This window comes from Streptomyces sp. T39, from assembly GCF_008042045.1.
Classification (GTDB): Bacteria; Actinomycetota; Actinomycetes; order Streptomycetales; family Streptomycetaceae; genus Streptomyces.
In genome coordinates this window covers 2,206,762-2,229,213 of sequence record NZ_RDBP01000012.1, presented here as the reverse complement: position 1 = coordinate 2,229,213, position 22,452 = coordinate 2,206,762, and the positions used below count along the sequence as shown (strand labels likewise).

Genomic DNA, 22,452 nt, shown 5'->3' with positions numbered 1-22,452 from the left:
GCCCCCCGGAGGGCTCAGGCGGGGCGCAGGTGCACGACATCGCCCGCGCCGACCGTGGTCCGGGCGCCGTCCGGCCGGGCGATGACCAGGCGGCCGTCGCCGTCGATCGCGACCGCCTCGCCCGTCGCCGACGTGCCGCCCGGCAGCTCCGCCCGGACGGAGCGGCCGAGGGTCGCGCAGCCCGCCGCGTAGGCGGCCTGCAGCCCGGAGGCGGCCGGGTCGCCGCCCGCCGCGCGCCAGTCGCCGTACCAGTGCTCCAGGGAGCGCAGCACGGCCCGCAGCAGCGGGTCGCGGTCGGTGGAGACGGCGTCCGCGAGGGCGAGCGAGCCCGCCGTGGGCACCGGCAGTTCGTCCGCGCGCAGCGAGACGTTGATGCCCATGCCGAGGACGACCGCGTCCCCGCCCGCGCGCTCGGCGAGGATGCCGCCGGTCTTGCGTTCCTCGCCACGGACGGTGACCAGCAGGTCATTGGGCCATTTGAGGGACATGTCGGTGCCGGCGGCCCGCGCGAGACCGGTGGCGGCGGCCACACCCGCCAGCAGCGGCAGCCAGCCCCAGCGCTCGACCGGCACGCCCGCGCCGGGCCGCAGGAGCACCGAGAGGAAGATCCCGGACCGGGCGGGCGCCGTCCAGCTGCGGTCCAGGCGCCCGCGCCCCGCGGTCTGCTCCTCGGCGACCAGCACCGCGCCCTCGGGCAGCTCCGCGGCCCGGGCCGCGAGGTCGGAGTTGGTCGAGCCGGTCGAGGCGACCACGTCGAACGAGGTCCACAGCGAGCCGGGGGCCAGCAGGCCCCGGCGGAGCGCGGGGACGTTCAGGGGGGGTCGGTCGAGGTCGGACCAGCGGCTTGCGGGTGCGCCGTCAGGCGCATTGTCTGGCGTCATGCAACCCAGGCTAGGTGTGGCAAACGCCGCACTGCCGAACGGTATCCGCGCCGATACGCTACGAACCAGTAGCAACGGAACCGCTTCTTCTCCTTCCGTTACCGTCCGTCCCCGTGACCAGCCAGGGAGCCGCATCCCGATGTCCGAGCCGGAAGCCATCGACATCCACACCACCGCGGGCAAGATCGCGGATCTGAAGCGCCGAATCGACGAGGCGACGCACGCCGGCTCCGCGCGCGCGGTGGAAAAGCAGCACGCCAAGGGCAAGTTGACCGCGCGGGAGCGGATCGCCCTGCTGCTCGACGAGGACTCGTTCGTGGAGCTCGACGAGTTCGCCCGGCACCGTTCCACCGCCTTCGGCCTGGAGAAGACCCGCCCCTACGGCGACGGCGTGGTGACCGGCTACGGCACCGTCGACGGCCGGCCGGTGGCGGTGTTCTCGCAGGACTTCACCGTCTTCGGCGGCGCGCTCGGCGAGGTGTACGGCCAGAAGATCATCAAGGTGATGGACTTCGCGCTGAAGACCGGCTGCCCGGTCGTCGGCATCAACGACTCCGGGGGCGCCCGCATCCAGGAGGGTGTGAGCGCGCTCGGCATGTACGGCGAGATCTTCCGCCGCAACACCCACGCCTCGGGCGTGATCCCGCAGATCTCGCTCGTCGTGGGCCCCTGCGCGGGCGGCGCGGTCTACTCTCCCGCGATCACCGACTTCACGGTGATGGTGGACCAGACCTCGCACATGTTCATCACCGGACCGGACGTCATCAAGACCGTCACCGGCGAGGACGTCGGCTTCGAGGAGCTCGGCGGCGCCCGGACCCACAACACCACCTCCGGTGTGGCGCACCACATGGCGGGCGACGAGAAGGACGCGATCGAGTACGTCAAGTCGCTGCTGTCGTACCTGCCGTCGAACAACCTTTCCGAGCCCCCGGCCTTCCCGGAGTCCGCCGACACGGCCGTGAGCGACGAGGACCGGGAGCTGGACACCCTCATCCCGGACTCGGCGAACCAGCCGTACGACATCCGTACGGTCGTCGAACACGTGCTGGACGAGGGCGAGTTCCTGGAGACCCAAGCACTGTTCGCGCCGAACATCGTCACCGGCTTCGGCCGCGTCGAGGGCTTCCCGGTCGGCATCGTGGCGAACCAGCCGATGCAGTTCGCCGGCTGCCTGGACATCGACGCCTCCGAGAAGGCGGCCCGTTTCGTGCGCACCTGCGACGCGTTCAACGTGCCGGTGCTGACCTTCGTCGACGTCCCCGGCTTCCTGCCGGGTGTGGACCAGGAGTACGGCGGCATCATCCGGCGCGGCGCGAAGCTGATCTACGCGTACGCCGAGGCGACCGTCCCGCTGATCACGGTGATCACGCGCAAGGCGTTCGGCGGCGCGTACGACGTCATGGGCTCCAAGCACCTGGGCGCCGACCTCAACCTGGCCTGGCCGACCGCGCAGATCGCGGTCATGGGCGCGCAGGGCGCGGTGAACATCCTGCACCGCCGCACCATCGCCGCCGCCGAGGGCGCCGAGGAGCAGGAGGCCACCCGGGCGCGGCTCATCCAGGAGTACGAGGACGCGCTGCTCAACCCGTACACGGCCGCCGAACGCGGCTACATCGACGGGGTGATCATGCCCTCCGAGACGCGCGCCCAGATCGTGAAGGGCCTGCGGCAGCTGCGCACCAAGCGGGAGAGCCTGCCGCCCAAGAAGCACGGGAACATTCCGCTCTAGGGCCTTGCGTTGGGGCCAGGGCGGGCACACGCGCCGGACGAAGGACGCCAGGAGGCGGGCGAGATGATCAGAGTCGTACGAGGCAACCCCACCGCGGAGGAGCTCGCCGCCGCCGTCGCGGTGGTGCAGGCGAGGGCCGCGGCGAGCGCGGCGGCCGCGGCGGGGACGAGCGAGGCGGTGCCGGAGGGCTGGTCCGACCCCGCGCGCATCGCCCGCACGCGCAGGCCGATGCCCGGGCCGCGCTCCTGGGTGCGGAGCTACTGGCCCGCCTAGGGCGACGGCGTGCACGGCGAAGGGCCCGATCCCCCCGCGGGATCCGGCCCTTCGCCGCGCCCGGCCGGGGGCGGGGCCGCTCACAGGACGGCGGCGAGCTCCTCGGCCATGACCCGGTAGCCCTTGTCGTTCGGGTGGAGCAGGTCGCCGTGGTCGTAGGCGGGGTGCAGCCGTTCGGGGTCCGCGGGGTCGGCGAGCGCCCGGTCCAGGTCGACGACGGCGTCGAACGCGCCCGAGGTGCGGATCCACTCGTTGACCTCGCGGCCGGCGCGGGACGAGTGGGGGCCCCAGTGGTCGGAGCCGCCGAGCGGCAGCAGTGTGGCGCCCACGACCGTCAGTCCGCGCCCGTGTGCCGCGTCGATCAGCTGCCGGTGACCCGCGACGAGTTCGCCGGCCCGGACGCGGGGCGCCGGGCGGTAGGTGGGCTCGTGCGGGGCCTCGGCGAAGCCGATGTCGTTGAGACCTTCGAGGACGACGACGGTGGAGACGCCCGGCAGGCCGAGCACGTCCCGTTCGAAGCGGGCGGTTCCCCGTTCGCCGTACCAGGCGGAGTCGTTGAGCAGGAGGTTGCCGCCGATGCCCGCGTTGAGCACGGGCCGGCCGGTCAGTTCGGCGAGCGCGTCCGACCAGCGCCGGTCGGCGTTGGGGGTGGAGCCGAAGCCGTCCGTGATCGAGTCGCCGAAGAGCACGACGCCGTCGTCGCGCCCGGCGTCGGTCTCCACGGCGCTCAGGTGGTACCAGGACGCCGTCCGCTCGGCGAAGGGCTCGCCGGAGGGGTCGGTCAGACGGTCGCCGCCGGCGCGCCAGGAGTCGGTCCACGCCTGGGCGTGGAAGGTGGCGGGTCCGGTCGTCCCGGCGAAGTGCAGGGAGACGGTCACGGTGCCGAGCGCCGCGGTCGCGAAGTCCACCGGGTCGCTGCGCAGCTCGCCGCGGGCCGGGACGGTCGCGCCGGAGCGGCCGCCGAAGGTGAGCCGGCGGATCGAGCCGGGCTCGACCGCCGCCCCGCCCGCGGGGCGCGCCACCGTGGCGCCGGTGAGGTGGAGCGGTGAGGTGCCGTAGGCGTGCGAGAGCCGGATGCGCAGCCGGCCGCCGCCGGCGGTGAGGCGGACGGTCTGCCGCACGGTCTGCGCGGAGAATCCCTCCTGGGACCAGTTGGGGGTGAAGCCGGTGCTGGGCGCCTGGGGCGAGGCGGTCCAGGCCGCGGTCCAGGCGGAGGATTCGGGACGCGTGGACATGAGACCCCTTAATGGGCGTCGAGTTCCATTAGGATGACCCGGGAACCGTAGCACCGTCCCCGCATTTAATGGAACTGGAGTCCCGTTTGAACGCCACGCCCGGAACCGTCCGCCCCGGCGGCCGTACGGCGAAGGTCCGCGCCGCCGTCCTGGAGGCCACCCGCAACGCCCTGGCGGGCGACGGCTTCCACGCCTTGAACCTCGACCGGATCGCGGCCGCCGCGGGCGTCGGCAAGACCACGGTCTACCGGCGCTGGGGCTCGTCCACGGGGCTCGTCGCCGACCTGCTGCGGGACATGGCCGAGCAGTCCCTGCCCGCCGCCGACACCGGATCGCTCGACGGCGACCTGCGCGCCAACGCCCGCCTGGTCCTCGACACGCTCACCGACGCGCACATGGGCCCCGTGTTCGCCGCGGTGATCGCGGCGGCGGCCTGCGACGAGGAGTGCGCCGCCGCCCTGCGCGGCTTCTACGCGACCCGCCTGGAGACCTGGGCCGCGGTGGCCGAACGCGGCGTCGCCCGCGGCGAGATCCCCGCCGGCACCGACCCGGTCGAAGTGCTCCGCGCCGTCTCCGCACCGCTCTACTACCGCTTCGCCGTCAGCCGCGAACCGCTCCGTCCGGCCGACGCGGACCGCGCCGCAGCGGCGGCGCTCGCGGCCGCCCGCGCCGGTGCCTACGCAGCCGGCGGCACGGAGCCGGGCCGAGGCGGGCACGGGGGTTGAGTACGCATACTCAGGCGTGACGGGCCCCGGGACAGCAGGATCGAAGGCATGCTCTGGTCCGATCCCGAGAACGAGCCCCCGAAGGACATGCGGGACATGCAGGCGATGCTGCGCCGCGCGGGTCTGCTCCTGGCACTGGCGATGCTGGTGGCGATGCTCTCCGCCGGCCTGCGCTGACCCGCGCCCGCCCCGGGGCCCGCCCCGCGGGCCCGCCTACGATGGCCTCCATGACCCTCACGCCCCGCCGCCGGCTCGTGCTCGCCTCCGCCTCCCCCGCGCGGCTGAACCTGCTCAAGCAGGCCGGACTCGACCCGCACGTCATCGTCAGCGGAGTCGACGAGGACGCCCTGTCGGCACCCACCCCCGCCGAGCTGGCGCTCGTGCTCGCCGAGGCGAAGGCCACCGCCGTCGCGGCGCGCGAGGAGGCAGCCGGGTCGCTGCTGATCGGGTGCGACTCCGTACTCGAACTCGACGGTCTGGCCCTCGGCAAGCCCGCCGACGCCGAGGAGGCGACGGCGCGCTGGAAGGCGATGCGCGGGAGGGCGGGTGTCCTGCAGACCGGGCACTGCGTGATCGACACCGTCACCGGCCGCCGCGCCTCCGCGACCGCGTCCACCACGGTCCGCTTCGGCGAACCCTCCGACGCCGAGGTCGCGGCCTACGTGGCCAGCGGCGAACCGCTCCACGTGGCGGGCGCGTTCACCCTCGACGGGCTCTCCGCCCCGTTCGTCGACGGCATCGACGGCGACCCGGGCAACGTCATCGGCCTGTCGCTGCCGCTGCTGCGCAGGCTGCTCGCCGACCTGGGGATCGAGATCACCGACCTCTGGGTCTGAGCGGTCGCACGGCCGGGGGCCGTGACGCCTCAGGCGGTCGCGGGCTCGGCCCCGGCCGCCGGCGCGTCCGGCTCGGACGGGCCCGCCGGGCGGGCGTCCGGCCGCGGGCGCTTCCCGTAGGCGACCAGCGGCAGCACCACCAGCGCCAGGACCACCATCATGAACGCGAACGCCGGCCAGCCGACCAGACCCACCGTCAGCGCGCCCAGCACCCCGTGGAGCACGGCGCAGGAGATGAGCACGACCCGGGCGAAGCGGCCCGGCGCCCGGTCGCGTACGCCGGTGAGCAGCAGCAGCACCGAGCACAGCAGCAGGAAGAGGCCGCCGCCTATGCCGAGGCCCCAGGTGCCGCCGACCATCACCTTTGGATCGAGACCGTCCAGCGACATGTTCTGGCCCTGGACCAGCCGCGCCATGATGCCGTTGAGCACGACGATGCCGACGGCTTCCACCAGCAGGACAAGCGCAGCCACCACGGCCACCGGTCTGCGCACCACGGCGCCCCCAACCCTCGTTAACCGGAAGTACGTACGACAGCCCGCACGCTACTGACCGGTAAACGCCGGGACAAGAGATGCGGCACACCCGGCCGCGACTCAAAGAATCATTGAGCCATTCGTAGGGACTCCACAAAGAAACCCGTTCGGCCGCTGACCCCTTGAACAGAGACCTTGACCACACAAGGGAGCTACTGTGCGAGGGAGGAACCCGTCGTACCGTGGTGCGACAAGGGATTTCGCGGGTCAGCGAGCCTCGAATCACGCTCCGTGTGGGCAAGCTCACCAATGGGGACGGGTCGAAAGGCCGTGTCGGCTGTCCCTAAACTCAGCTTGTTTCAAGGAGGGAGCCATCGTGCGCAAGGTGCTCATCGCCAACCGTGGCGAAATCGCTGTCCGCGTCGCCCGTGCCTGCCGTGACGCCGGGATCGCCAGCGTAGCCGTCTACGCCGACCCGGACCGGGACGCTCTGCACGTCCGAGCGGCGGACGAGGCGTTCGCCCTGGGCGGTGACACCCCGGCGGCCAGCTATCTGGACATGGCCAAGGTGCTTCAGGCCGCAGCCGATTCGGGAGCGGACGCCGTCCACCCGGGCTACGGCTTCCTGTCCGAGAACGCCGAGTTCGCCCAGGCCGTCATCGACGCCGGGCTGACCTGGATCGGACCGCCCCCGCAGGCCATCCGCGACCTGGGCGACAAGGTGGCGGCCCGCCACATCGCCCAGCGCGCCGGTGCCCCGCTGGTCGCGGGCACCCCCGACCCGGTCTCGGGCGCCGACGAGGTCGTCGCCTTCGCCCGGGAGCACGGCCTGCCCATCGCGATCAAGGCCGCCTTCGGCGGCGGCGGGCGCGGTCTGAAGGTCGCCCGCACCCTCGAAGAGGTGCCGGAGCTGTACGACTCGGCCGTCCGCGAGGCGGTCGCCGCCTTCGGCCGCGGCGAGTGCTTCGTCGAGCGCTACCTCGACAAGCCGCGCCACGTCGAGACCCAGTGCCTCGCCGACAGCCACGGCAACGTCGTCGTCGTCTCCACCCGTGACTGCTCCCTCCAGCGCCGCCACCAGAAGCTGGTCGAGGAGGCCCCGGCCCCGTTCCTGACGGCCGAACAGAACGCCGAGCTCTACCGGGCGTCCAAGGCGATCCTGAAGGAGGCCGGCTACGTCGGCGCCGGCACGGTCGAGTTCCTCGTCGGCACCGACGGCACGATCTCCTTCCTGGAGGTCAACACCCGCCTCCAGGTGGAGCACCCGGTGACCGAGGAGGTCACCGGCCTCGACCTGGTCCGCGAGATGTTCCGCATCGCCGACGGCGAGGAGCTGGGCTACGACGACCCCGCGGTGCGCGGTCACTCGTTCGAGTTCCGTATCAACGGCGAGGACCCGGGCCGCGGCTTCCTGCCCGCGCCCGGCACCGTCACCTCCTTCCGTCCGCCGACCGGTCCCGGTGTCCGCCTCGACGCGGGCGTGGAGTCCGGCTCGGTCATCGGCCCGGCGTGGGACTCGCTGCTCGCCAAGCTGATCGTCACCGGCGCCACCCGCGAGCAGGCGCTCCAGCGCGCCGCCCGCGCGCTCGCCGAGTTCGAGGTCGAGGGCATGGCCACGGCCATCCCGTTCCACCGCGCGGTCGTCGCCGACCCGGCGTTCACCGCGGACCCGTTCCGGGTGCACACCCGCTGGATCGAGACCGAGTTCGTCAACGAGATCAAGCCCTTCACCGTCCCCGGTGAAGCGGACGAGGACGAGAGCGGCCGCGAGACCATCGTGGTCGAGGTCGGCGGCAAGCGCCTGGAGGTCTCCCTCCCCTCGTCGCTCGGCATGACGCTGGCCCGCACCGGCCTCGCCGCCGGCGCGAAGCCCAAGCGCCGGGCCGCGAAGAAGTCCTCCTCCGCCGCCTCCGGCGACACGCTCGCCTCCCCGATGCAGGGCACCATCGTGAAGGTGGCCGTCGAGGAGGGCCAGGAGGTCAAGGAGGGCGATCTGATCGTCGTCCTGGAGGCCATGAAGATGGAGCAGCCGCTGAACGCGCACCGCTCCGGCACCGTCAAGGGCCTGAGCGCCGAGGTCGGCGCCTCCCTGACGTCGGGCGCCACGATCTGCGAGATCAAGGACTGACCGCCCGTCCCGTCGTGTCGTCGCAGGGCCCCCGGTGCCGCACCGGGGGCCCTGCGCCGTCCCCGCCCCGGCCCGCGCCCGCGTACGGGCACCGCCCGGCGGGGGCCCGGCCGTGGTGCGGCATCCTTGACGTGTGACGGAGACCAGGCCGAAGCGCGCCGACGCACGGCGCAACTACGAGCGACTGCTCACCGAGGCGCGCGCCGTGTTCGCGGCGCGCGGCACCGACGCGTCGCTGGAGGAGATCGCGCGCCGCTCGGGGGTGGGCATCGGGACCCTGTACCGCCACTTCCCCAGCCGCCACGCGATGATGAGCGCCGTGTTCCAGGACGCGCTCGCCGAACTGCTGGAGCGCTCCCGTGAACTGGCGGCGGCCGAGCAGCCCTGCCGTGCGCTGGTCGACTGGCTGCGGGCGGTCGTCGCCCATGCCGGCGAGTACCGCGGTCTGGCCACCGCGCTGATGTCCGGTACGGCCGACGACAGTTCCGCGATGGCCTCGTGCAGCATGTCGCTGCGCGAGGCGGGCGAAGGTCTTCTGCAGCGCGCCCAGGAGAGCGGCGCCGTGCGGCCCGACGTCTCCATCGGCGACCTGATGCAGCTGACCAACGCCATCGCCCTGGCGGCCGAACAGAGCCCCACGGACACGGAGTTGCCGGACCGGCTGCTCGCCCTGACGCTGCGGGGCCTGCGGGCGGACGGCCCTTCGGCCGCCTGACGCCACGGCTCGCCCACGCGGCCCGTCCGGCGCCCGAGGACATCACGCGCAGCGCGACGCCCGGCCACCGGACCGCGTCCGGCCGACGTGCCGCCCGCCCCGCCTACCGGCGCCTGAGGTCGGCGACACGGGCCGCCGGCCGGTCGGGCAGAGCGTCCGGCGCCAGCCCGCCCGCGGCACTGCGCAGCCCCGTCCGCGTACGGCGCTGGCCCGGGAGCGGGACGTCGTGGCGGGCGGGCCCGGTCGGCGCCTCCGCCCCGGCGACCGCGATCTGCACACCCTGGTCGGCGAGCGCCTGGAGCTCCGTCGCCGCCCGGTCGTCGTGCACCGGCGGCTCGTCGGTGACCAGCCGGGTGATCACGTCCGTCGGCACCGTCTGGAACATGGTGTCGGTGCCCAGCTTGGTGTGGTCGGCGAGGACCACGACCTCCGCCGCGGCCTGCACCAGCGCCCGGTCCACGCTCGCCGAGAGCATGTTGGAGGTGGACAGCCCCCGCTCGGCCGTGAGGCCGCTCCCGGAGAGGAACGCCCGGGAGACCCGCAGCCCCTGGAGGGACTGCTCGGCGCCGCTGCCGACCAGGGCGTAGTTGGAACCGCGCAGCGTGCCGCCGGTCATGACGACCTCGACACGGTTGGCGTGGGCCAGGGCCTGGGCGACCAGCAGGGAGTTGGTGACGACGGTCAGGCCCGGGACGCGGGCCAGCCGGCGGGCCAGTTCCTGCGTGGTCGTCCCGGCGCCGACCACGATGGCCTCGCCCTCTTCGACGAGCCCGGCGGCCAGGTCGGCGATGGCCGTCTTCTCGGCCGTGGCGGACAGGGACTTCTGCGGGAAGCCGGATTCACGGGTGAAGCCGCCCGGCAGGACGGCACCGCCGTGGCGGCGGTCGAGGAGTCCTTCTGCCTCCAGTGCCCGCACGTCCCGCCGTACGGTCACTTCGGAGGTCTGGACGACGCGGGCGAGCTCCCGGAGCGACACGGCTCCGTTGGCGCGCACCATTTCGAGGATCAACTGACGACGTTCTGCAGCGAACACGAAACTGACAGTAACCCCACCGCGCGTCAGTTTTCAGCTCTATGCACCGGATATCGGAAATTGCGCACTTGGGAGGCCACCAAGTGATATAGGCGGCCTCCCAGTTGATCGCATCGCGCGTGGAGTGCCCGGGGTTTGCCGGGTTTCTTCCCCCGCGGCGGCGCTCAGCCCTCGTCCGCGGTCTTCCGGGTGTGCAGCTGACGTGCCACTTCGGCGATCGAACCCGACAGAGACGGGTACACGGTGAACGCGTTCGCGATCTGTTCCACCGTCAGGTTGTTGTCGACCGCGATCGAGATGGGGTGGATCAGTTCCGAGGCGCGCGGCGAGACGACCACGCCGCCGACGACGATCCCGGTGCCCGGACGGCAGAAGATCTTGACGAAGCCGTCCCGGATGCCCTGCATCTTGGCGCGCGGGTTGCGCAGCAGCGGCAGCTTGACGACCCGGGCGTCGATCTTGCCCGCGTCCACGTCCGCCTGGGTGTAGCCGACGGTGGCGATCTCCGGGTCGGTGAAGACGTTGGACGACACCGTCTTGAGGTTCAGCGGCGCGACCGCGTCGCCGAGGAAGTGGTACATCGCGATACGGCCCTGCATCGCCGCGACCGACGCCAGCGCGAAGATCCCGGTGACGTCGCCGGCCGCGTACACGCCCGGCGCCGAGGTGCGCGACACCTTGTCCGTCCAGACGTGGCCCGAGTCCTTCAGCCGGACCCCGGCCTCCTCCAGGCCCATGCCCGCGGTGTTCGGGATGGCGCCGACCGCCATGAGGCAGTGGGAGCCGGAGATGACCCGGCCGTCGGAGAGGGTGACCTCGACCCGGTCGCCGACCCGCTTGGCCGACTCCGCGCGCGAACGCGCCATCACGTTCATCCCGCGCCGGCGGAACACGTCCTCCAGCACCGCCGCCGCGTCCGGGTCCTCGCCGGGCAGCACCCGGTCGCGGGACGAGACGAGGGTGACCCGCGACCCGAGGGCCTGGTAGGCGCCCGCGAACTCGGCGCCCGTGACACCGGAGCCGACCACGATGAGCTCCTCGGGGAGCTCCGTCAGGTCGTAGACCTGGGTCCAGTTCAGGATGCGCTCGCCGTCGGGCTGCGCGTCCGGGATCTCGCGGGGGTGTCCGCCGGTCGCGATCAGCACGGCGTCCGCGGTGAGCGTCTCCTCGGTGCCGTCACCGGCCCGCACGATCACCTTGCGGGAGCCGTCCACGGACTGCTGCCCGTCCAGCCGGCCGCGGCCGCGCATGACACGGGCCCCGGCGCGGGTGACGGAGGCGGTGATGTCGTGCGACTGGGCGAGCGCGAGGCGCTTCACACGGCGGTTGACCTTGCCCAGGTCGACGCCGACGACGCGGGCCGCCTGCTCGATGTGCGGGGTGTCGTCGGCCACGATGATGCCCAGCTCCTCGTAGGAGGAGTCGAAGGTCGTCATGACCTCGGCCGTGGCGATCAGGGTCTTCGAGGGCACGCAGTCGGTGAGCACCGACGCCCCGCCCAGACCGTCGCAGTCGACGACGGTCACCTCCGCGCCGAGCTGCGCGGCCACCAGGGCCGCCTCGTATCCGCCGGGTCCGCCGCCGATGATCACGATCCGGGTCACTGAAAAGTCCGCCTCGCATTGTCGATCCCGGCCCGCCTGCCCGCTCCGCCGGGGGTCCGGGGAGGTCCCCGGGGGAATGCAGTACGTACTTCATTGTCCCGCACCGCGCGGGGGTTCTCGCCCCGGGGGCGGCAATGGCCGCGGCCCACCGGCCGGGCGGCCCCGCTCCGGCGTGTCCCCGCTCCCGCCCCGCGCTCCCGTACCCTCGATCCCATGTCGCTCTACGCCGCGTACGCCGGCAACCTCGACGCGCGGCTGATGACCCGCCGCGCACCGCACTCACCGCTGCGCAGCACGGGCTGGCTGAACGGCTGGCGCCTGACCTTCGGCGGGGAGCAGATGGGCTGGGAGGGTGCCCTGGCCACCATCGTGGAGGCGCCGCGTTCGCAGGTCTTCGTCGCGCTGTACGACATCGCGCCGATGGACGAGGACTCCATGGACCGCTGGGAGGGCGTGGGGCTCGACATCTACCGCCGGATGCGGGTGCGCGTGCACACGCTGGACGGCGAGGAGCCGGCCTGGGTGTACGTGCTCAACGCCTACGAGGGCGGCCTGCCCTCCGCCCGCTACCTGGGCGAGGTCGCGGACGCGGCGGAGTCCGCGGGCGCTCCCCACGACTACGTGATGGAGCTGCGCAAGCGCCCCTGCTGACCCGCTCTCCGGGGGCGGGCGCGCGCGCCGGCGGACCCGCGCGCGTCACCCGGCCGTCATTCGTCGGAAACGACAAGACAACGATCCGAGGACCGTGCGCGGCGTCATCTACGCGCGTAGGGCTTCACGGGTTACCCTCATCGGCGTGAACGCATCTGTGAATCCGGACCTCCTCGGCCCTCTCGCCGACCCCCATGCCGCGGCCGACGCCGCCGCCGCGCGTCTGCGCGAGCTGACCGGCACCGGGACTCATGACGTCGCACTGGTGATGGGCTCCGGCTGGGCCCCCGCGGTGGACGCGCTCGGCGCCCCCGAGGCGGAGTTCTCCGTCACCGATCTGCCCGGTTTCCCGCCCCCGGCCGTCGAGGGCCACGGCGGCAGGATCCGCTCCTACCGCATCGGCGACAAGCACGCGCTCGTCTTCCTCGGCCGTACGCACTTCTACGAGGGCCGCGGCGTGGCGGCCGTCGCCCACGGGGTGCGCACCTCCGTCGCGGCGGGCTGCAAGACCGTCGTGCTCACCAACGGCTGCGGCGGCCTCCGCGAGGGCATGCGCCCCGGCCAGCCGGTGCTCATCAGCGACCACATCAACCTCACGGCCGCCTCGCCGATCATCGGCGCCAACTTCGTCGACCTGACCGACCTGTACTCGCCGCGGCTGCGGGCGCTGTGCAAGGAGGTGGACGAGACGCTGGAGGAAGGCGTGTACGTCCAGTTCCCCGGCCCGCACTACGAGACCCCCGCCGAGATCGGCATGGTCCGCGTCATGGGCGGCGACCTGGTGGGCATGTCCACCGTGCTGGAGGCCATCGCCGCACGCGAAGCGGGCGCCGAGGTGCTGGGCATCTCCCTCGTGACCAACCTCGCCGCCGGACTGTCCGGCGAACCGCTGAACCACGAGGAGGTCCTCCAGGCCGGCCGCGACTCGGCCGCCCGGATGGGGACGCTGCTGGCCCGGGTGCTGGAACGCCTCTGACCCCGGCCCCGTGCCCCGCGCGGGCACGGCCACCGGCGGACGCCGGACCGGACGGGTCCGCCGGGTCCGGCGGCGGGCGGACGGCGCCCGCCGCACTCACCACGACGACCACCACGAGAGGCGGACCAACCGTGCAGCACGACGTCATCGCGCGAGCCGAGGCATGGCTCGCGGAGGACCCCGACCCCGAGACCCGCGCCGAACTCTCCGCGCTCCTCGACGCCCGGGACCTCGACGCGCTCGGTGAACGGTTCGCCGGCACGCTCCAGTTCGGCACCGCCGGGCTGCGGGGCGAGCTGGGCGCGGGCCCCATGCGGATGAACCGCGTCGTCGTCATCCGCGCCGCCGCCGGACTCGCCGCGTACCTCAAGGCCAAGGGCCGGGGCGACGGCCTGGTGGTCGTCGGCTACGACGCCCGCCACAAGTCCGCCGACTTCGCGCGCGACACCGCGGCCGTGATGGTCGCCGCCGGGCTGCGGGCCGCCGTCCTGCCCCGCCCGCTGCCCACCCCGGTCCTGGCCTTCGCCATAAGGCACCTCGGTGCCGTCGCCGGGGTCGAGGTCACCGCCAGCCACAACCCCCCGCGCGACAACGGCTACAAGGTCTACCTCGGCGACGGCTCCCAGATCGTGCCCCCCGCCGACCGCGAGATCGCCGACGCCATCGAAGCGATCGCGTCCATCGACGACGTCCCGCGCGCCGACAAGGGCTGGCAGACCCTCGGCGACGAGGTCCTCGAGGCCTACCTGGAGCGCACCGACGCCGTGCTCTCCCCCCACTCCCCGCGCACCGCGCGCGTCGTCTACACCGCCATGCACGGCGTCGGCCGCGAGGTGCTGACCGCCGCCTTCGCCCGGGCCGGCTTCCCGCCCCCCGCGCTGGTGGCCGAACAGGCCGACCCGGACCCGGAGTTCCCCACCGTGGCGTTCCCCAACCCGGAGGAACCCGGCGCCATGGACCTCGCGTTCGAGGCGGCGCGGGCCGTCGTGCCCGACGTGGTGATCGCCAACGACCCCGACGCGGACCGCTGCGCGGTCGCCGTGCCGGACGCCTCCGCCGACGGCGGCTGGCGCATGCTCCGCGGCGACGAGGTCGGGGCGCTGCTCGCCGCGCACCTGGTCCGCAAGGACGCGACGGGCGTCTTCGCCGCCTCGATCGTCTCCTCCTCCCTGCTCGGCCGGATCGCCGACGCCGCGGGCCTGCCGCACGAGGAGACCCTCACCGGCTTCAAGTGGATCGCCCGCGTGGAGGGGCTGCGCTACGGCTACGAGGAGGCGCTCGGCTACTGCGTCGACCCCGCCGGTGTGCGCGACAAGGACGGCATCACGGCGGCGCTGCTCGTCACCGAGCTGGTCTCGGAGCTGAAGGAGCAGGGCCGCACGCTGACCGACCTCCTCAACGAGCTGGCCGTCGAGCACGGCCTGCACGCCACCGACCAGCTGTCCGTCCGCGTCGAGGACCTGACGGTCATCGCCGACGCCATGCGCGCCCTGCGCGAACGCCCGCCGGTCTCCCTGGCGGGGCTGCGGGTCGCCTCGGCCGAGGACCTCACCGAGGGGTCGGCGAAGCTGCCCCCGACGGACGGGCTGCGCTACCACCTGGACGGCGAGTACACGGCGCGCGTGATCGTCCGCCCGAGCGGCACGGAGCCCAAGCTCAAGTGCTACCTGGAGGTCGTGGTCCCCGTCAGCGACGCCACCGCGCTTCCCGCCGCGCGGGAAGCGGCGGCGGGGGTCCTGGCGTCCCTGAAGCGGGACCTCTCCGCGGCGGCGGGGCTCTGACCCCACGGGGGCCCGCTGCCGCAGGCGTCGACGCGGGTTGCCGGACGGGGCGAAGGCGGCGGTCAGCACGGGGTGGTTCGCTCCGTGCGGGRGTGGTTCGCYCCGTGCGGGGGTSGTTCGCYCCGTGCGGGGGTCGTTCGCCCCGTGCGGGCCGGTGGTGGGCGCACCCCCGCTGCGCGCGGGTGTCCTCAATCGCCGGACGGGCTGGGGTTGCCCGGGCCTGGCCCGGTGCGCCCTGGCGGGGGACGTGGCTTCGCCTGCGGGCCGGGGGAGGGATCGCGAGCCCACGCTCGTTGCCGCTCGCTGTGCGGGAGCGGCACTGCCCCGCACATGGCTGCGGCCCGTCCGGCGGGCAACGCCACTCTCTCCGGGGCGTGAGGGCACCACCCGCACGCAACCCCGGCATTCGGGCCCGGAAATTGGCCACGAGCCGCAGCCGACAGGACTTCCTCCGCCAGGGCGCACCGGGCCAGGCCCGGGCAACCCAGCCCGTCCGGCGMTTGAGGACACGGCCGCAGGCCGTGCTGCGACCACGACCCGCACCACGCGAACGAACCCCGAACCAAAACAGCCCGTCCGGCGMYTGAGGACACCCGCGCGCAGCGGGGGTGCGCCCACCACCGAACCCGCACCACGCGAACCACCCCCGCACGGRGCGAACSACCCCGCACGGRGCGAACCACTCCCGCACGGRGCGAACCACCCCCGCACRGGGCGCCCCACCCCCGCACGGAGCGAACCACCCCCGGACGCGAGGCCCCCAGCCGAACGCCCTCAGCGCTACATCGCGAGCAGCACGAGCAGCAGTACCGCTCCCGCCGCCAGCGGGGCCAGCAGTTCGAGGGCCCAGCGGGTCGAGGGCTCGCCCTGGGCCTCGGGCGACGCCCCGAGCCGCTCCGCCGTCGCGCGGAGTTCCGCGATCGTACGGTCCGCGGGCGCCATGCGCGCCGCCTCGTCGGCGACGTCCGCGGTGACGGACGTCCGCCCGTGCGGGTCGTCCGTCGCGCGCTGCACCTGCCGGCGGGCCGCACGCTTGCGCTGCCGCAGCGAGACGGGGATGGCCCAGAGCTGGTACTTGGTGCCGGTTTGCGTCACGAGCTCGCTGGAGTAGCTCGCGCGCACGTCCGCGACGGCGCCCCACGGCACGGTGACCGTGCGGAAGGGATTGCGGATCCGTAGGCGCTCGTCGTTGGCGTACACCGCGGGCCGGAAGGTGAACGCGACGATCAGGGGGACGGCGAACAGTGCCCCGGCCAGCGCCAGCCACGGCGTCCGGCCCTCACCGCGCACCGCGGCGTCGACGACGATCCAGGCGATGATCGCGAGCAGCAGGCCGCCGCCGGCCATGGCGGCGGGCGACCGGAAGACCCGGTCGGCGTAGGTGGGCTCGGCGGGCGGCTCGGAACTCGTCATGGGTTCGATTCTGCCGTACGGGCCCGCGGCGGCCCGCGACCGGAGCGCCCTCACCGCCCCCCGGCCGCGCACCCCACGCCCGGACACGGCCCGGGGCCCGCACCGGCGCGGCAACGGCAACGGCACCCCGCCGCGCCCCGCCGCGCGGGCCCCCGGGACGGCGCGGGACGGCGCCGGACCGCCGCGCCCCGGCGCGCCCCCCGCTGCCGCACGACAGCGTCCCCACCCCCTGTACAGGTCGCTACGCGCGTAGATATGCTCATCTGGTGACCATGCCCACCAATGCACCAGCACTCGCCGACGTGACCGCGTCCGACGGTGCGCTGCGCCGCTTCCTGCACGGGCTGCCCGGCGTCGACGCCGTCGGCCTGGAAGCGCGCGCCGCCTCCCTCGGCACCCGTTCGATCAAGACCACGGCCAAGGCGTACGCCATCGACCTGGCCATCTCGATGATCGACCTCACGACGCTCGAAGGCGCGGACACCCCGGGCAAGGTCCGGGCGCTCGCCGCCAAGGCCGTCAACCCCGACCCGACCGACCGCACGACCCCGAGAACCGCCGCGGTCTGCGTCTATCCCGACATGGTGGCGACGGCCAAGGCCGCGCTGGCGGGATCCGGCGTCAAGGTCGCCTCCGTGGCCACCGCCTTCCCCGCGGGCCGCGCCGCCCTCGCCGTCAAGCTCGCGGACGTGGCGGACGCCGTCGCCGCCGGCGCGGACGAGATCGACATGGTGATCGACCGCGGGGCGTTCCTGGCCGGGAAGTACCTGAAGGTCTACGAGGAGATCCGCGCGGTCAAGGAGGCCTCCGGCGCCGCCCGGCTCAAGGTCATCTTCGAGACCGGCGAGCTCTCCACGTACGACAACATCCGCCGGGCCTCGTGGATCGGCATGATGGCGGGCGCGGACTTCATCAAGACGTCGACCGGCAAGGTCGCGGTGAACGCCACCCCGGCGAACACCCTGCTCATGCTGGAGGCCGTCCGCGACTTCCGGGAGCAGACTGGAGTGCAGGTGGGCGTCAAGCCCGCCGGCGGGATCCGCACCTCCAAGGACGCGATCAAGTTCCTCGTCCTGGTGAACGAGACCGCCGGCGAGGACTGGCTGGACAACCACTGGTTCCGCTTCGGCGCGTCGAGTCTCCTCAACGACCTGCTGATGCAGCGGCAGAAGCTCGCCACCGGCCGCTACTCCGGCCCCGACTACGTGACAGTGGACTGATCATCATGGGTTCCGTATTCGAGTACGCACCGGCCCCCGAGTCGCGGTCGGTCGTCGACATCGCCCCCTCGTACGGGCTGTTCATCGACGGTGAGTTCACCGACGCCGCCGAGGGCAAGGTCTTCAAGACCGTCTCGCCGTCCAGCGAGGAGGTGCTCGCGGAGGTCGCGCGGGCCGGCGAGGCCGATGTGGAGCGGGCCGTGAAGGCGGCCCGCAAGGCGTTCGAGAAGTGGTCGGCGCTGCCGGGTTCCGAGCGCGCCAAGTACCTGTTCCGGATCGCCCGGATCATCCAGGAGCGCAGCCGTGAGCTGGCGGTCCTGGAGACCCTGGACAACGGCAAGCCGATCAGGGAGACCCGCGACGCGGACCTCCCGCTGGTCGCGGCGCACTTCTTCTACTACGCGGGCTGGGCCGACAAGCTCGACCACGCCGGCTACGGCGCCGACCCGCGGCCACTCGGTGTCGCGGGCCAGGTCATCCCGTGGAACTTCCCGCTGCTGATGCTGGCGTGGAAGATCGCCCCGGCGCTCGCGACGGGCAACACCGTCGTGCTGAAGCCGGCCGAGACGACGCCGCTGTCCGCGCTGTTCTTCGCCGACATCTGCCGCCAGGCCGGGCTCCCCAAGGGTGTCGTGAACATCCTCACGGGCTACGGGGACACCGGCGCCGCGCTGGTCGGCCACCCGGACGTGGACAAGGTCGCCTTCACCGGCTCCACCGCGGTCGGCCGGGCCATCGCCCGCCAGGTGGCGGGCACCCGCAAGAAGGTCACCCTGGAGCTGGGCGGCAAGGGCGCCAACATCGTCTTCGACGACGCCCCCATCGACCAGGCCGTCGAGGGCATCGTCAACGGCATCTTCTTCAACCAGGGCCAGGTCTGCTGCGCGGGCTCGCGCCTGCTGGTCCAGGAGTCGGTCCAGGACGAGGTGCTGGACTCCCTCAAGCGCCGGCTGTCCACGCTGCGCCTCGGCGACCCGCTGGACAAGAACACCGACATCGGGGCGATCAACTCCGAGGAGCAGCTGTCGCGCATCACCACGCTGGTGGAGGCGGGCGAGGCGGAGGGCGCCGAGCGCTGGTCCCCCGCCTGCGAGCTGCCGGCCGCCGGCTACTGGTTCGCGCCGACGCTGTTCACCAACGTCACGCAGGCGCACACGGTCGCCCGCGACGAGATCTTCGGCCCGGTGCTGTCGGTGCTGACCTTCCGTACGCCGGACGAGGCGGTCGCCAAGGCGAACAACAGCCAGTACGGCCTGTCCGCCGGCATCTGGACGGAGAAGGGCTCGCGCATCCTCGCGGTCGCGAACAAACTCCGCGCGGGTGTGGTGTGGGCCAACACGTTCAACAAGTTCGACCCGACCTCGCCCTTCGGCGGCTACAAGGAGTCGGGCTTCGGCCGCGAGGGCGGCCGTCACGGTCTGGAGGCCTACCTCGATGTCTGAGCCGATGCGCCTGAGCGTCTTCAAGACCTACAAGCTGTACGTCGGGGGCAAGTTCCCCCGCTCCGAGAGCGGCCGGGTGTACGAGGTGACGGACTCGAAGAAGGGCAAGTGGCTCGCCAACGCGCCGCTCTCCTCCCGCAAGGACGCCCGTGACGCGGTCGTCGCCGCGCGCAAGGCGTTCGGGGGCTGGTCGGGGGCGACCGCGTACAACCGCGGCCAGGTCCTCTACCGCGTCGCGGAGATGCTGGAGGGCCGCAAGGGCCAGTTCGTGCACGAGGTCGCCGACGCCGAGGGCCTGTCGAAGTCGAAGGCCGCCGACGTCGTCGAGGCGACCATCGACCGCTGGGTCTGGTACGCGGGCTGGACGGACAAGATCGCCCAGGTCGTGGGCGGGGCCAACCCGGTGGCGGGCCCGTACTTCAACCTCTCCACGCCCGAGCCGACGGGCGTGGTGACCGTCCTGGCGCCGCAGGAGTCCTCGTTCCTCGGCCTGGTGTCGGTCGTCGCGCCGGTCATCGCGACCGGCAACACCGCCGTGGTGATCGCCTCCGAGAAGGCTCCGCTGCCCGCCCTGTCCCTGGGCGAGGTGCTGGCCACGTCCGACGTGCCCGGCGGAGTGGTCAACGTGCTGTCCGGCCGCACGGCGGAGATCGCCGCGCCGCTCGCCGCGCACCAGGACGTCAACGGCATCGACCTGACCGGCGCGGACGAGGACCTGGCCAGGGAACTGGAGGCGGCCGCGGCGGAGAACCTGAAGCGGGTCCTCCGTCCACAGGCTGTGGATTTCTCCGCGGCTCCCGGCACGAAGCGCCTGACGGCGTTCCTGGAGACGAAGACGGTCTGGCACCCGACCGGTTCGCTGGGCGCCTCCGGTTCCGCCTACTGACCGGTTCCACCGGACCCGCGGCTCCTCTCCGTCCGGAGGAACCCGCGGCCCGCACGGCCCCGACGGCGCACCGCCCGTCGGGGCCGTGCGCCGTCCCGGGCCGCCGCCCGAGGGGTGGCGCGTGCCCGCGCCCGCTCGTCCCCCGCCGGCCGTCCGCGTCTCCGGGCGGACCCGGAGTGGGGCGGTAGCGGCGACTCCGGTACTGTGCGGCGGTCTTACGCCGCTCATACATCTGCTCCCCGGGGGAACACATGACCGTCCAGCCGCCGTCCGGCAATCCCTTCGCCGCCCAGCCGGGGCAGCCCGCCCAGCCCGCCCAGGGAAACCCGTACGCCACGGTCCCGCCGCAGAACTCCGGCAACCCCTTCGCCCAGGGACAGCCGCAGGGACAGCCCCAGGGTTCCGGCAACCCGTTCGCGCAGGGACAGCCGCAGGGGCAGCCCCAGGGTTCGGGCAACCCGTTCGCGCCCGGGCAGCCGCAGGGCGGCGCCGGCATGCCGGGCGGCGGCTGCCAGTTCTGCGGCAGCACGCCCACGGCCGAGGCCACGGTCCGCGCCCGCCAGGGCATGATCATCGCCAACCGGACCCAGAAGGTGGAGGGCAGCTTCTGCCGCTCCTGCGGCATGGCCGTCCACCGCGAACTGAGCGCCAAGACGCTGCTCCAGGGCTGGTGGAGCGTCCAGTCGTTCCTGCTCACGCCGTTCACCCTGATCGGCAACCTGAGCGCCCGCGGGAAGTTCAAGAAGCTCGCCGAGCCGTCCGGCGGCTTCCAGCAGCCGATGACGCCGGGCAAGCCGATCATGCGGCGCGCCGCGGCCGTCGGCATCCTCATCCCGCTGGCGCTGGCCGGCACGATCGTGACCGCGATCGTCCTGGACGACAGCGCGAGCACGGCGAGCGCGGGCGACTGCGTGCGCAACAACGGCACCACGATCAGCCCGGACATCGCCGTCGTCGAATGCGGCTCGGGCGAGGCGCAGTTCAAGGTCGCCGAGCGCCACGAGGGCACCGTCGCCGAGTGCGACAGGAACCGCTACTCCGAGTACCGCGAGTACGGCGGCAGCGACGACTTCACCCTGTGCCTGGAGCCCCTGCCGTAGCCACCCGCCACGGCCCCGGGAACGCGGGCGGGCCGTGCCCGCCCGCGTTCCCGGGGCCCGTGCGGGCACGGTCTCAGGGCAGCAGCCCCTGCGCCACGGGCCCGGCGACCGGCAGGTCCTCCAGAGCCTGGCCGCGGGTGATGTTGTCGGTGACCAGCGCGGTGCTGACCGGCTGGAAGTCGGCGACCTGGGTGCCCACCGCGTTGTCGAGGGGATCCACCCCGGTGTTGGCCAGCGGGTGCAGCTGAAGGCTCTTGAGTTCGCCGACCCCCGCCACGGAGTTGGCGGCGAGACCGGTCGCGGCCCCGATGGGCACGGCGCCGAGCACGGACTCCGCGCCGACGGGCGCCGCCGCCGGCGCCGCCTGTGCCGAGACGGCACCCGCGCCGATCGCCGCGCCCGCCGCGGCGACGGTCAGGCCGGCGCGCAGCAGTGCGCCGCGGCGGGAGGAGGGAGCAGCGTGTCGAGCCATGGTCTGTCCTTCTCTGGAGTCTGGGTCCGAGGTCCGAGGCCCGGGAGCAGTGGGGTGCGGACGGGTCCACGGACCCGGTGGAGCGGCACGGAGCGGCGCGGAGCGGTGACGGCGGGGGCACGGAGCGCCGATGTGATGTGACGCTCGATACCGACCACGTCCTCGGGGGTCCCACGGGGTCCTCCATGCGTCAGACTTGTCTCCCGTGAGTTCCCAACCCATCCCGACCCGCGTCGTGCTGCTCGCGGGCCCTTCCGGTTCCGGAAAGTCGTCCCTCGCCGCCCGCACCGGACTGCCGGTCCTGCGCCTGGACGACTTCTACAAAGAGGGCAACGACCCGACACTCCCCCGGGTGACGGGCAGTGCCGACATCGACTGGGACTCACCGGCGTCCTGGGACGCGGACGCGGCCGTCGCCGCCATCGGCGAGCTGTGCGAGACCGGCCGCACCGACGTCCCCGTGTACGACCTCGCCACCAGCTCCCGCGTGGGCCGCGACTCGTTCGACATCGCGCGCACCCCGCTGTTCGTCGCCGAGGGCATCTTCGCCGCCGACATAGTGCGGCGCTGCCAGGAGCTGGGCGTCCTCGCGGACGCGCTGTGCCTGCGCGGCCGCCCCTCCACGACGTTCCGCCGCCGGCTGGCGCGGGACCTGCGCGAGGGGCGCAAGTCCGTCCCGTTCCTGCTGCGGCGCGGCTGGCGGCTGATGCGGGCGGAGCGCGGGATCGTCGCCCGCCAGGCGGAGCTGGGCGCCCACCCGTGCGGCAAGGCGGAGGCGCTGGGCCGGCTCGCGGACGCGGCGGCGGGCCGCTGCCGTCTCCCCGCGGCGCGCCAGGCGGCCTGACTCCGGACCGTGCCGGGCGGTGCGGGGCG

22 protein-coding genes are annotated in these 22,452 nt (G+C 73.4%); 15 read left to right on the top strand and 7 right to left on the bottom strand.

Annotated features, from left to right (window positions below):
• Positions 1-14: 14 nt before the first annotated feature.
• Positions 15-881 (bottom strand): biotin--[acetyl-CoA-carboxylase] ligase, encoded by an 867-nt coding sequence (locus EAO77_RS11150; RefSeq protein WP_147987850.1) that lies wholly within the window; start codon positions 879-881, stop codon positions 15-17.
• 139 nt (positions 882-1,020) lie between these two features.
• Here EAO77_RS11150 and EAO77_RS11145 point away from each other — a divergent pair, with 139 nt between their 5' ends.
• Positions 1,021-2,613, top strand: a complete 1,593-nt coding sequence (locus EAO77_RS11145) for an acyl-CoA carboxylase subunit beta (RefSeq protein WP_147987849.1) — start codon at positions 1,021-1,023, stop codon at positions 2,611-2,613.
• A gap of 63 nt (positions 2,614-2,676) precedes the next feature.
• Positions 2,677-2,886, top strand: coding sequence for an acyl-CoA carboxylase epsilon subunit (locus EAO77_RS11140; protein WP_147987848.1), 210 nt, complete (start codon positions 2,677-2,679; stop codon positions 2,884-2,886).
• Positions 2,887-2,966: 80 nt separating this feature from the next.
• Here the strand turns inward: EAO77_RS11140 and EAO77_RS11135 are convergent, their stop codons facing one another.
• Positions 2,967-4,121 carry an SGNH/GDSL hydrolase family protein gene (locus EAO77_RS11135; protein ID WP_147987847.1) on the bottom strand — a complete coding sequence of 385 codons (1,155 nt, stop codon included), beginning with the start codon at positions 4,119-4,121 and terminating at the stop codon, positions 2,967-2,969.
• A gap of 68 nt (positions 4,122-4,189) precedes the next feature.
• Here EAO77_RS11135 and EAO77_RS11130 point away from each other — a divergent pair, with 68 nt between their 5' ends.
• The 3 genes from EAO77_RS11130 to EAO77_RS11125 are packed head-to-tail and all read left to right on the top strand — an operon-like array spanning position 4,190 to position 5,682.
• On the top strand, positions 4,190-4,846 hold the full coding sequence (locus EAO77_RS11130) for a TetR/AcrR family transcriptional regulator (RefSeq protein ID WP_147987846.1): 657 nt from the start codon (positions 4,190-4,192) through the stop codon (positions 4,844-4,846).
• A 48-nt stretch (positions 4,847-4,894) separates the two neighbouring features.
• The gene (gene mmpB / locus EAO77_RS39930) at positions 4,895-5,023 is read left to right on the top strand and encodes a morphogenic membrane protein MmpB (RefSeq protein WP_261993863.1); all 129 of its coding nucleotides are present in this window, start codon (positions 4,895-4,897) and stop codon (positions 5,021-5,023) included.
• A gap of 50 nt (positions 5,024-5,073) precedes the next feature.
• Positions 5,074-5,682, top strand: a complete 609-nt coding sequence (locus tag EAO77_RS11125; RefSeq protein WP_147987845.1) for a nucleoside triphosphate pyrophosphatase — start codon at positions 5,074-5,076, stop codon at positions 5,680-5,682.
• A gap of 29 nt (positions 5,683-5,711) precedes the next feature.
• Here EAO77_RS11125 and EAO77_RS11120 read toward each other — a convergent pair whose 3' ends face one another.
• Positions 5,712-6,164, bottom strand: a complete 453-nt coding sequence (locus tag EAO77_RS11120) for a hypothetical protein (protein WP_261993982.1) — start codon at positions 6,162-6,164, stop codon at positions 5,712-5,714.
• Between the two features lie 370 nt (positions 6,165-6,534).
• On the opposite strand from EAO77_RS11120, the gene EAO77_RS11115 reads away from it, so the two are divergent.
• Positions 6,535-8,286, top strand: a complete 1,752-nt coding sequence (locus EAO77_RS11115; RefSeq protein WP_147987844.1) for an acetyl/propionyl/methylcrotonyl-CoA carboxylase subunit alpha — start codon at positions 6,535-6,537, stop codon at positions 8,284-8,286.
• 133 nt (positions 8,287-8,419) lie between these two features.
• Positions 8,420-9,001, top strand: coding sequence for a TetR/AcrR family transcriptional regulator (locus tag EAO77_RS11110; protein WP_147987843.1), 582 nt, complete (start codon positions 8,420-8,422; stop codon positions 8,999-9,001).
• Positions 9,002-9,104: 103 nt separating this feature from the next.
• Here the strand turns inward: EAO77_RS11110 and EAO77_RS11105 are convergent, their stop codons facing one another.
• Positions 9,105-9,998 carry a DeoR/GlpR family DNA-binding transcription regulator gene (locus EAO77_RS11105; RefSeq protein WP_410088534.1) on the bottom strand — a complete coding sequence of 298 codons (894 nt, stop codon included), beginning with the start codon at positions 9,996-9,998 and terminating at the stop codon, positions 9,105-9,107.
• A gap of 200 nt (positions 9,999-10,198) precedes the next feature.
• Positions 10,199-11,638: an NAD(P)H-quinone dehydrogenase gene (locus tag EAO77_RS11100; RefSeq protein ID WP_147987841.1), complete on the bottom strand. Its 1,440-nt coding sequence runs from the start codon at positions 11,636-11,638 to the stop codon at positions 10,199-10,201.
• A 213-nt stretch (positions 11,639-11,851) separates the two neighbouring features.
• Between EAO77_RS11100 and EAO77_RS11095 the strand changes: the two genes are divergently transcribed.
• The 3 genes from EAO77_RS11095 (at position 11,852) to EAO77_RS11085 (ending at position 15,046) form a co-directional block, all read left to right on the top strand.
• On the top strand, positions 11,852-12,289 hold the full coding sequence (locus tag EAO77_RS11095; RefSeq protein ID WP_147987840.1) for a gamma-glutamylcyclotransferase: 438 nt from the start codon (positions 11,852-11,854) through the stop codon (positions 12,287-12,289).
• A gap of 145 nt (positions 12,290-12,434) precedes the next feature.
• Positions 12,435-13,265, top strand: coding sequence for a purine-nucleoside phosphorylase (locus EAO77_RS11090; protein WP_147987839.1), 831 nt, complete (start codon positions 12,435-12,437; stop codon positions 13,263-13,265).
• A gap of 131 nt (positions 13,266-13,396) precedes the next feature.
• A complete protein-coding gene (locus EAO77_RS11085) occupies positions 13,397-15,046 on the top strand; it encodes a phospho-sugar mutase (RefSeq protein WP_147987838.1) in 1,650 nt (549 codons plus the stop codon).
• Positions 15,047-15,826: 780 nt separating this feature from the next.
• Here the strand turns inward: EAO77_RS11085 and EAO77_RS11080 are convergent.
• Entirely contained in the window at positions 15,827-16,459 is a 633-nt protein-coding gene (locus EAO77_RS11080) for a PH domain-containing protein (protein ID WP_147987837.1), read from the bottom strand.
• A gap of 272 nt (positions 16,460-16,731) precedes the next feature.
• Between EAO77_RS11080 and deoC the strand changes: the two genes are divergently transcribed.
• From deoC to EAO77_RS11060, 4 genes are all read left to right on the top strand, one after another.
• Positions 16,732-17,679, top strand: a complete 948-nt coding sequence (gene deoC / locus EAO77_RS11075) for a deoxyribose-phosphate aldolase (protein WP_187283260.1) — start codon at positions 16,732-16,734, stop codon at positions 17,677-17,679.
• A 5-nt stretch (positions 17,680-17,684) separates the two neighbouring features.
• Complete coding sequence (locus tag EAO77_RS11070; protein ID WP_147987835.1) at positions 17,685-19,121, top strand: aldehyde dehydrogenase family protein; 1,437 nt, start codon at positions 17,685-17,687, stop codon at positions 19,119-19,121.
• Positions 19,114-20,007 carry an aldehyde dehydrogenase family protein gene (locus tag EAO77_RS11065; RefSeq protein ID WP_147987834.1) on the top strand — a complete coding sequence of 298 codons (894 nt, stop codon included), beginning with the start codon at positions 19,114-19,116 and terminating at the stop codon, positions 20,005-20,007. Before EAO77_RS11070 ends, EAO77_RS11065 begins: the two co-directional genes overlap by 8 nt.
• 251 nt (positions 20,008-20,258) lie before the next feature.
• Positions 20,259-21,107 carry a hypothetical protein gene (locus EAO77_RS11060; protein ID WP_147987833.1) on the top strand — a complete coding sequence of 283 codons (849 nt, stop codon included), beginning with the start codon at positions 20,259-20,261 and terminating at the stop codon, positions 21,105-21,107.
• A 73-nt stretch (positions 21,108-21,180) separates the two neighbouring features.
• On the opposite strand, the gene EAO77_RS11055 is transcribed toward EAO77_RS11060, so the two are convergent.
• Positions 21,181-21,579, bottom strand: a complete 399-nt coding sequence (locus EAO77_RS11055) for a hypothetical protein (RefSeq protein WP_147987832.1) — start codon at positions 21,577-21,579, stop codon at positions 21,181-21,183.
• Positions 21,580-21,784: 205 nt separating this feature from the next.
• On the opposite strand from EAO77_RS11055, the gene EAO77_RS11050 reads away from it, so the two are divergent.
• Positions 21,785-22,423 (top strand): uridine kinase, encoded by a 639-nt coding sequence (locus EAO77_RS11050; RefSeq protein WP_147987831.1) that lies wholly within the window; start codon positions 21,785-21,787, stop codon positions 22,421-22,423.
• The last annotated feature ends 29 nt before the right edge of the window (positions 22,424-22,452 follow it).

What these genes read in the sequence shown, in the direction of transcription:
- EAO77_RS11135 (WP_147987847.1), bottom strand. Translation starts at nt 4,121, where the DNA reads ATGTCCACGCGTCCCGAATCCTCCGCCTGGACCGCGGCCTGGACCGCC.
- EAO77_RS11055 (WP_147987832.1), bottom strand. Translation starts at nt 21,579, where the DNA reads ATGGCTCGACACGCTGCTCCCTCCTCCCGCCGCGGCGCACTGCTGCGC.
- EAO77_RS11150 (WP_147987850.1), bottom strand. Translation starts at nt 881, where the DNA reads ATGACGCCAGACAATGCGCCTGACGGCGCACCCGCAAGCCGCTGGTCC.
- EAO77_RS11080 (WP_147987837.1), bottom strand. Translation starts at nt 16,459, where the DNA reads ATGACGAGTTCCGAGCCGCCCGCCGAGCCCACCTACGCCGACCGGGTC.
- EAO77_RS11065 (WP_147987834.1), top strand. Translation starts at nt 19,114, where the DNA reads ATGTCTGAGCCGATGCGCCTGAGCGTCTTCAAGACCTACAAGCTGTAC.
- EAO77_RS11070 (WP_147987835.1), top strand. Translation starts at nt 17,685, where the DNA reads ATGGGTTCCGTATTCGAGTACGCACCGGCCCCCGAGTCGCGGTCGGTC.
- EAO77_RS11140 (WP_147987848.1), top strand. Translation starts at nt 2,677, where the DNA reads ATGATCAGAGTCGTACGAGGCAACCCCACCGCGGAGGAGCTCGCCGCC.
- EAO77_RS11130 (WP_147987846.1), top strand. Translation starts at nt 4,190, where the DNA reads ATGGAACTGGAGTCCCGTTTGAACGCCACGCCCGGAACCGTCCGCCCC.
- EAO77_RS11060 (WP_147987833.1), top strand. Translation starts at nt 20,259, where the DNA reads ATGACCGTCCAGCCGCCGTCCGGCAATCCCTTCGCCGCCCAGCCGGGG.
- EAO77_RS11095 (WP_147987840.1), top strand. Translation starts at nt 11,852, where the DNA reads ATGTCGCTCTACGCCGCGTACGCCGGCAACCTCGACGCGCGGCTGATG.
- EAO77_RS11145 (WP_147987849.1), top strand. Translation starts at nt 1,021, where the DNA reads ATGTCCGAGCCGGAAGCCATCGACATCCACACCACCGCGGGCAAGATC.
- mmpB (WP_261993863.1), top strand. Translation starts at nt 4,895, where the DNA reads ATGCTCTGGTCCGATCCCGAGAACGAGCCCCCGAAGGACATGCGGGAC.
- deoC (WP_187283260.1), top strand. Translation starts at nt 16,732, where the DNA reads ATGCCCACCAATGCACCAGCACTCGCCGACGTGACCGCGTCCGACGGT.
- EAO77_RS11105 (WP_410088534.1), bottom strand. Translation starts at nt 9,998, where the DNA reads ATGGTGCGCGCCAACGGAGCCGTGTCGCTCCGGGAGCTCGCCCGCGTC.
- EAO77_RS11125 (WP_147987845.1), top strand. Translation starts at nt 5,074, where the DNA reads ATGACCCTCACGCCCCGCCGCCGGCTCGTGCTCGCCTCCGCCTCCCCC.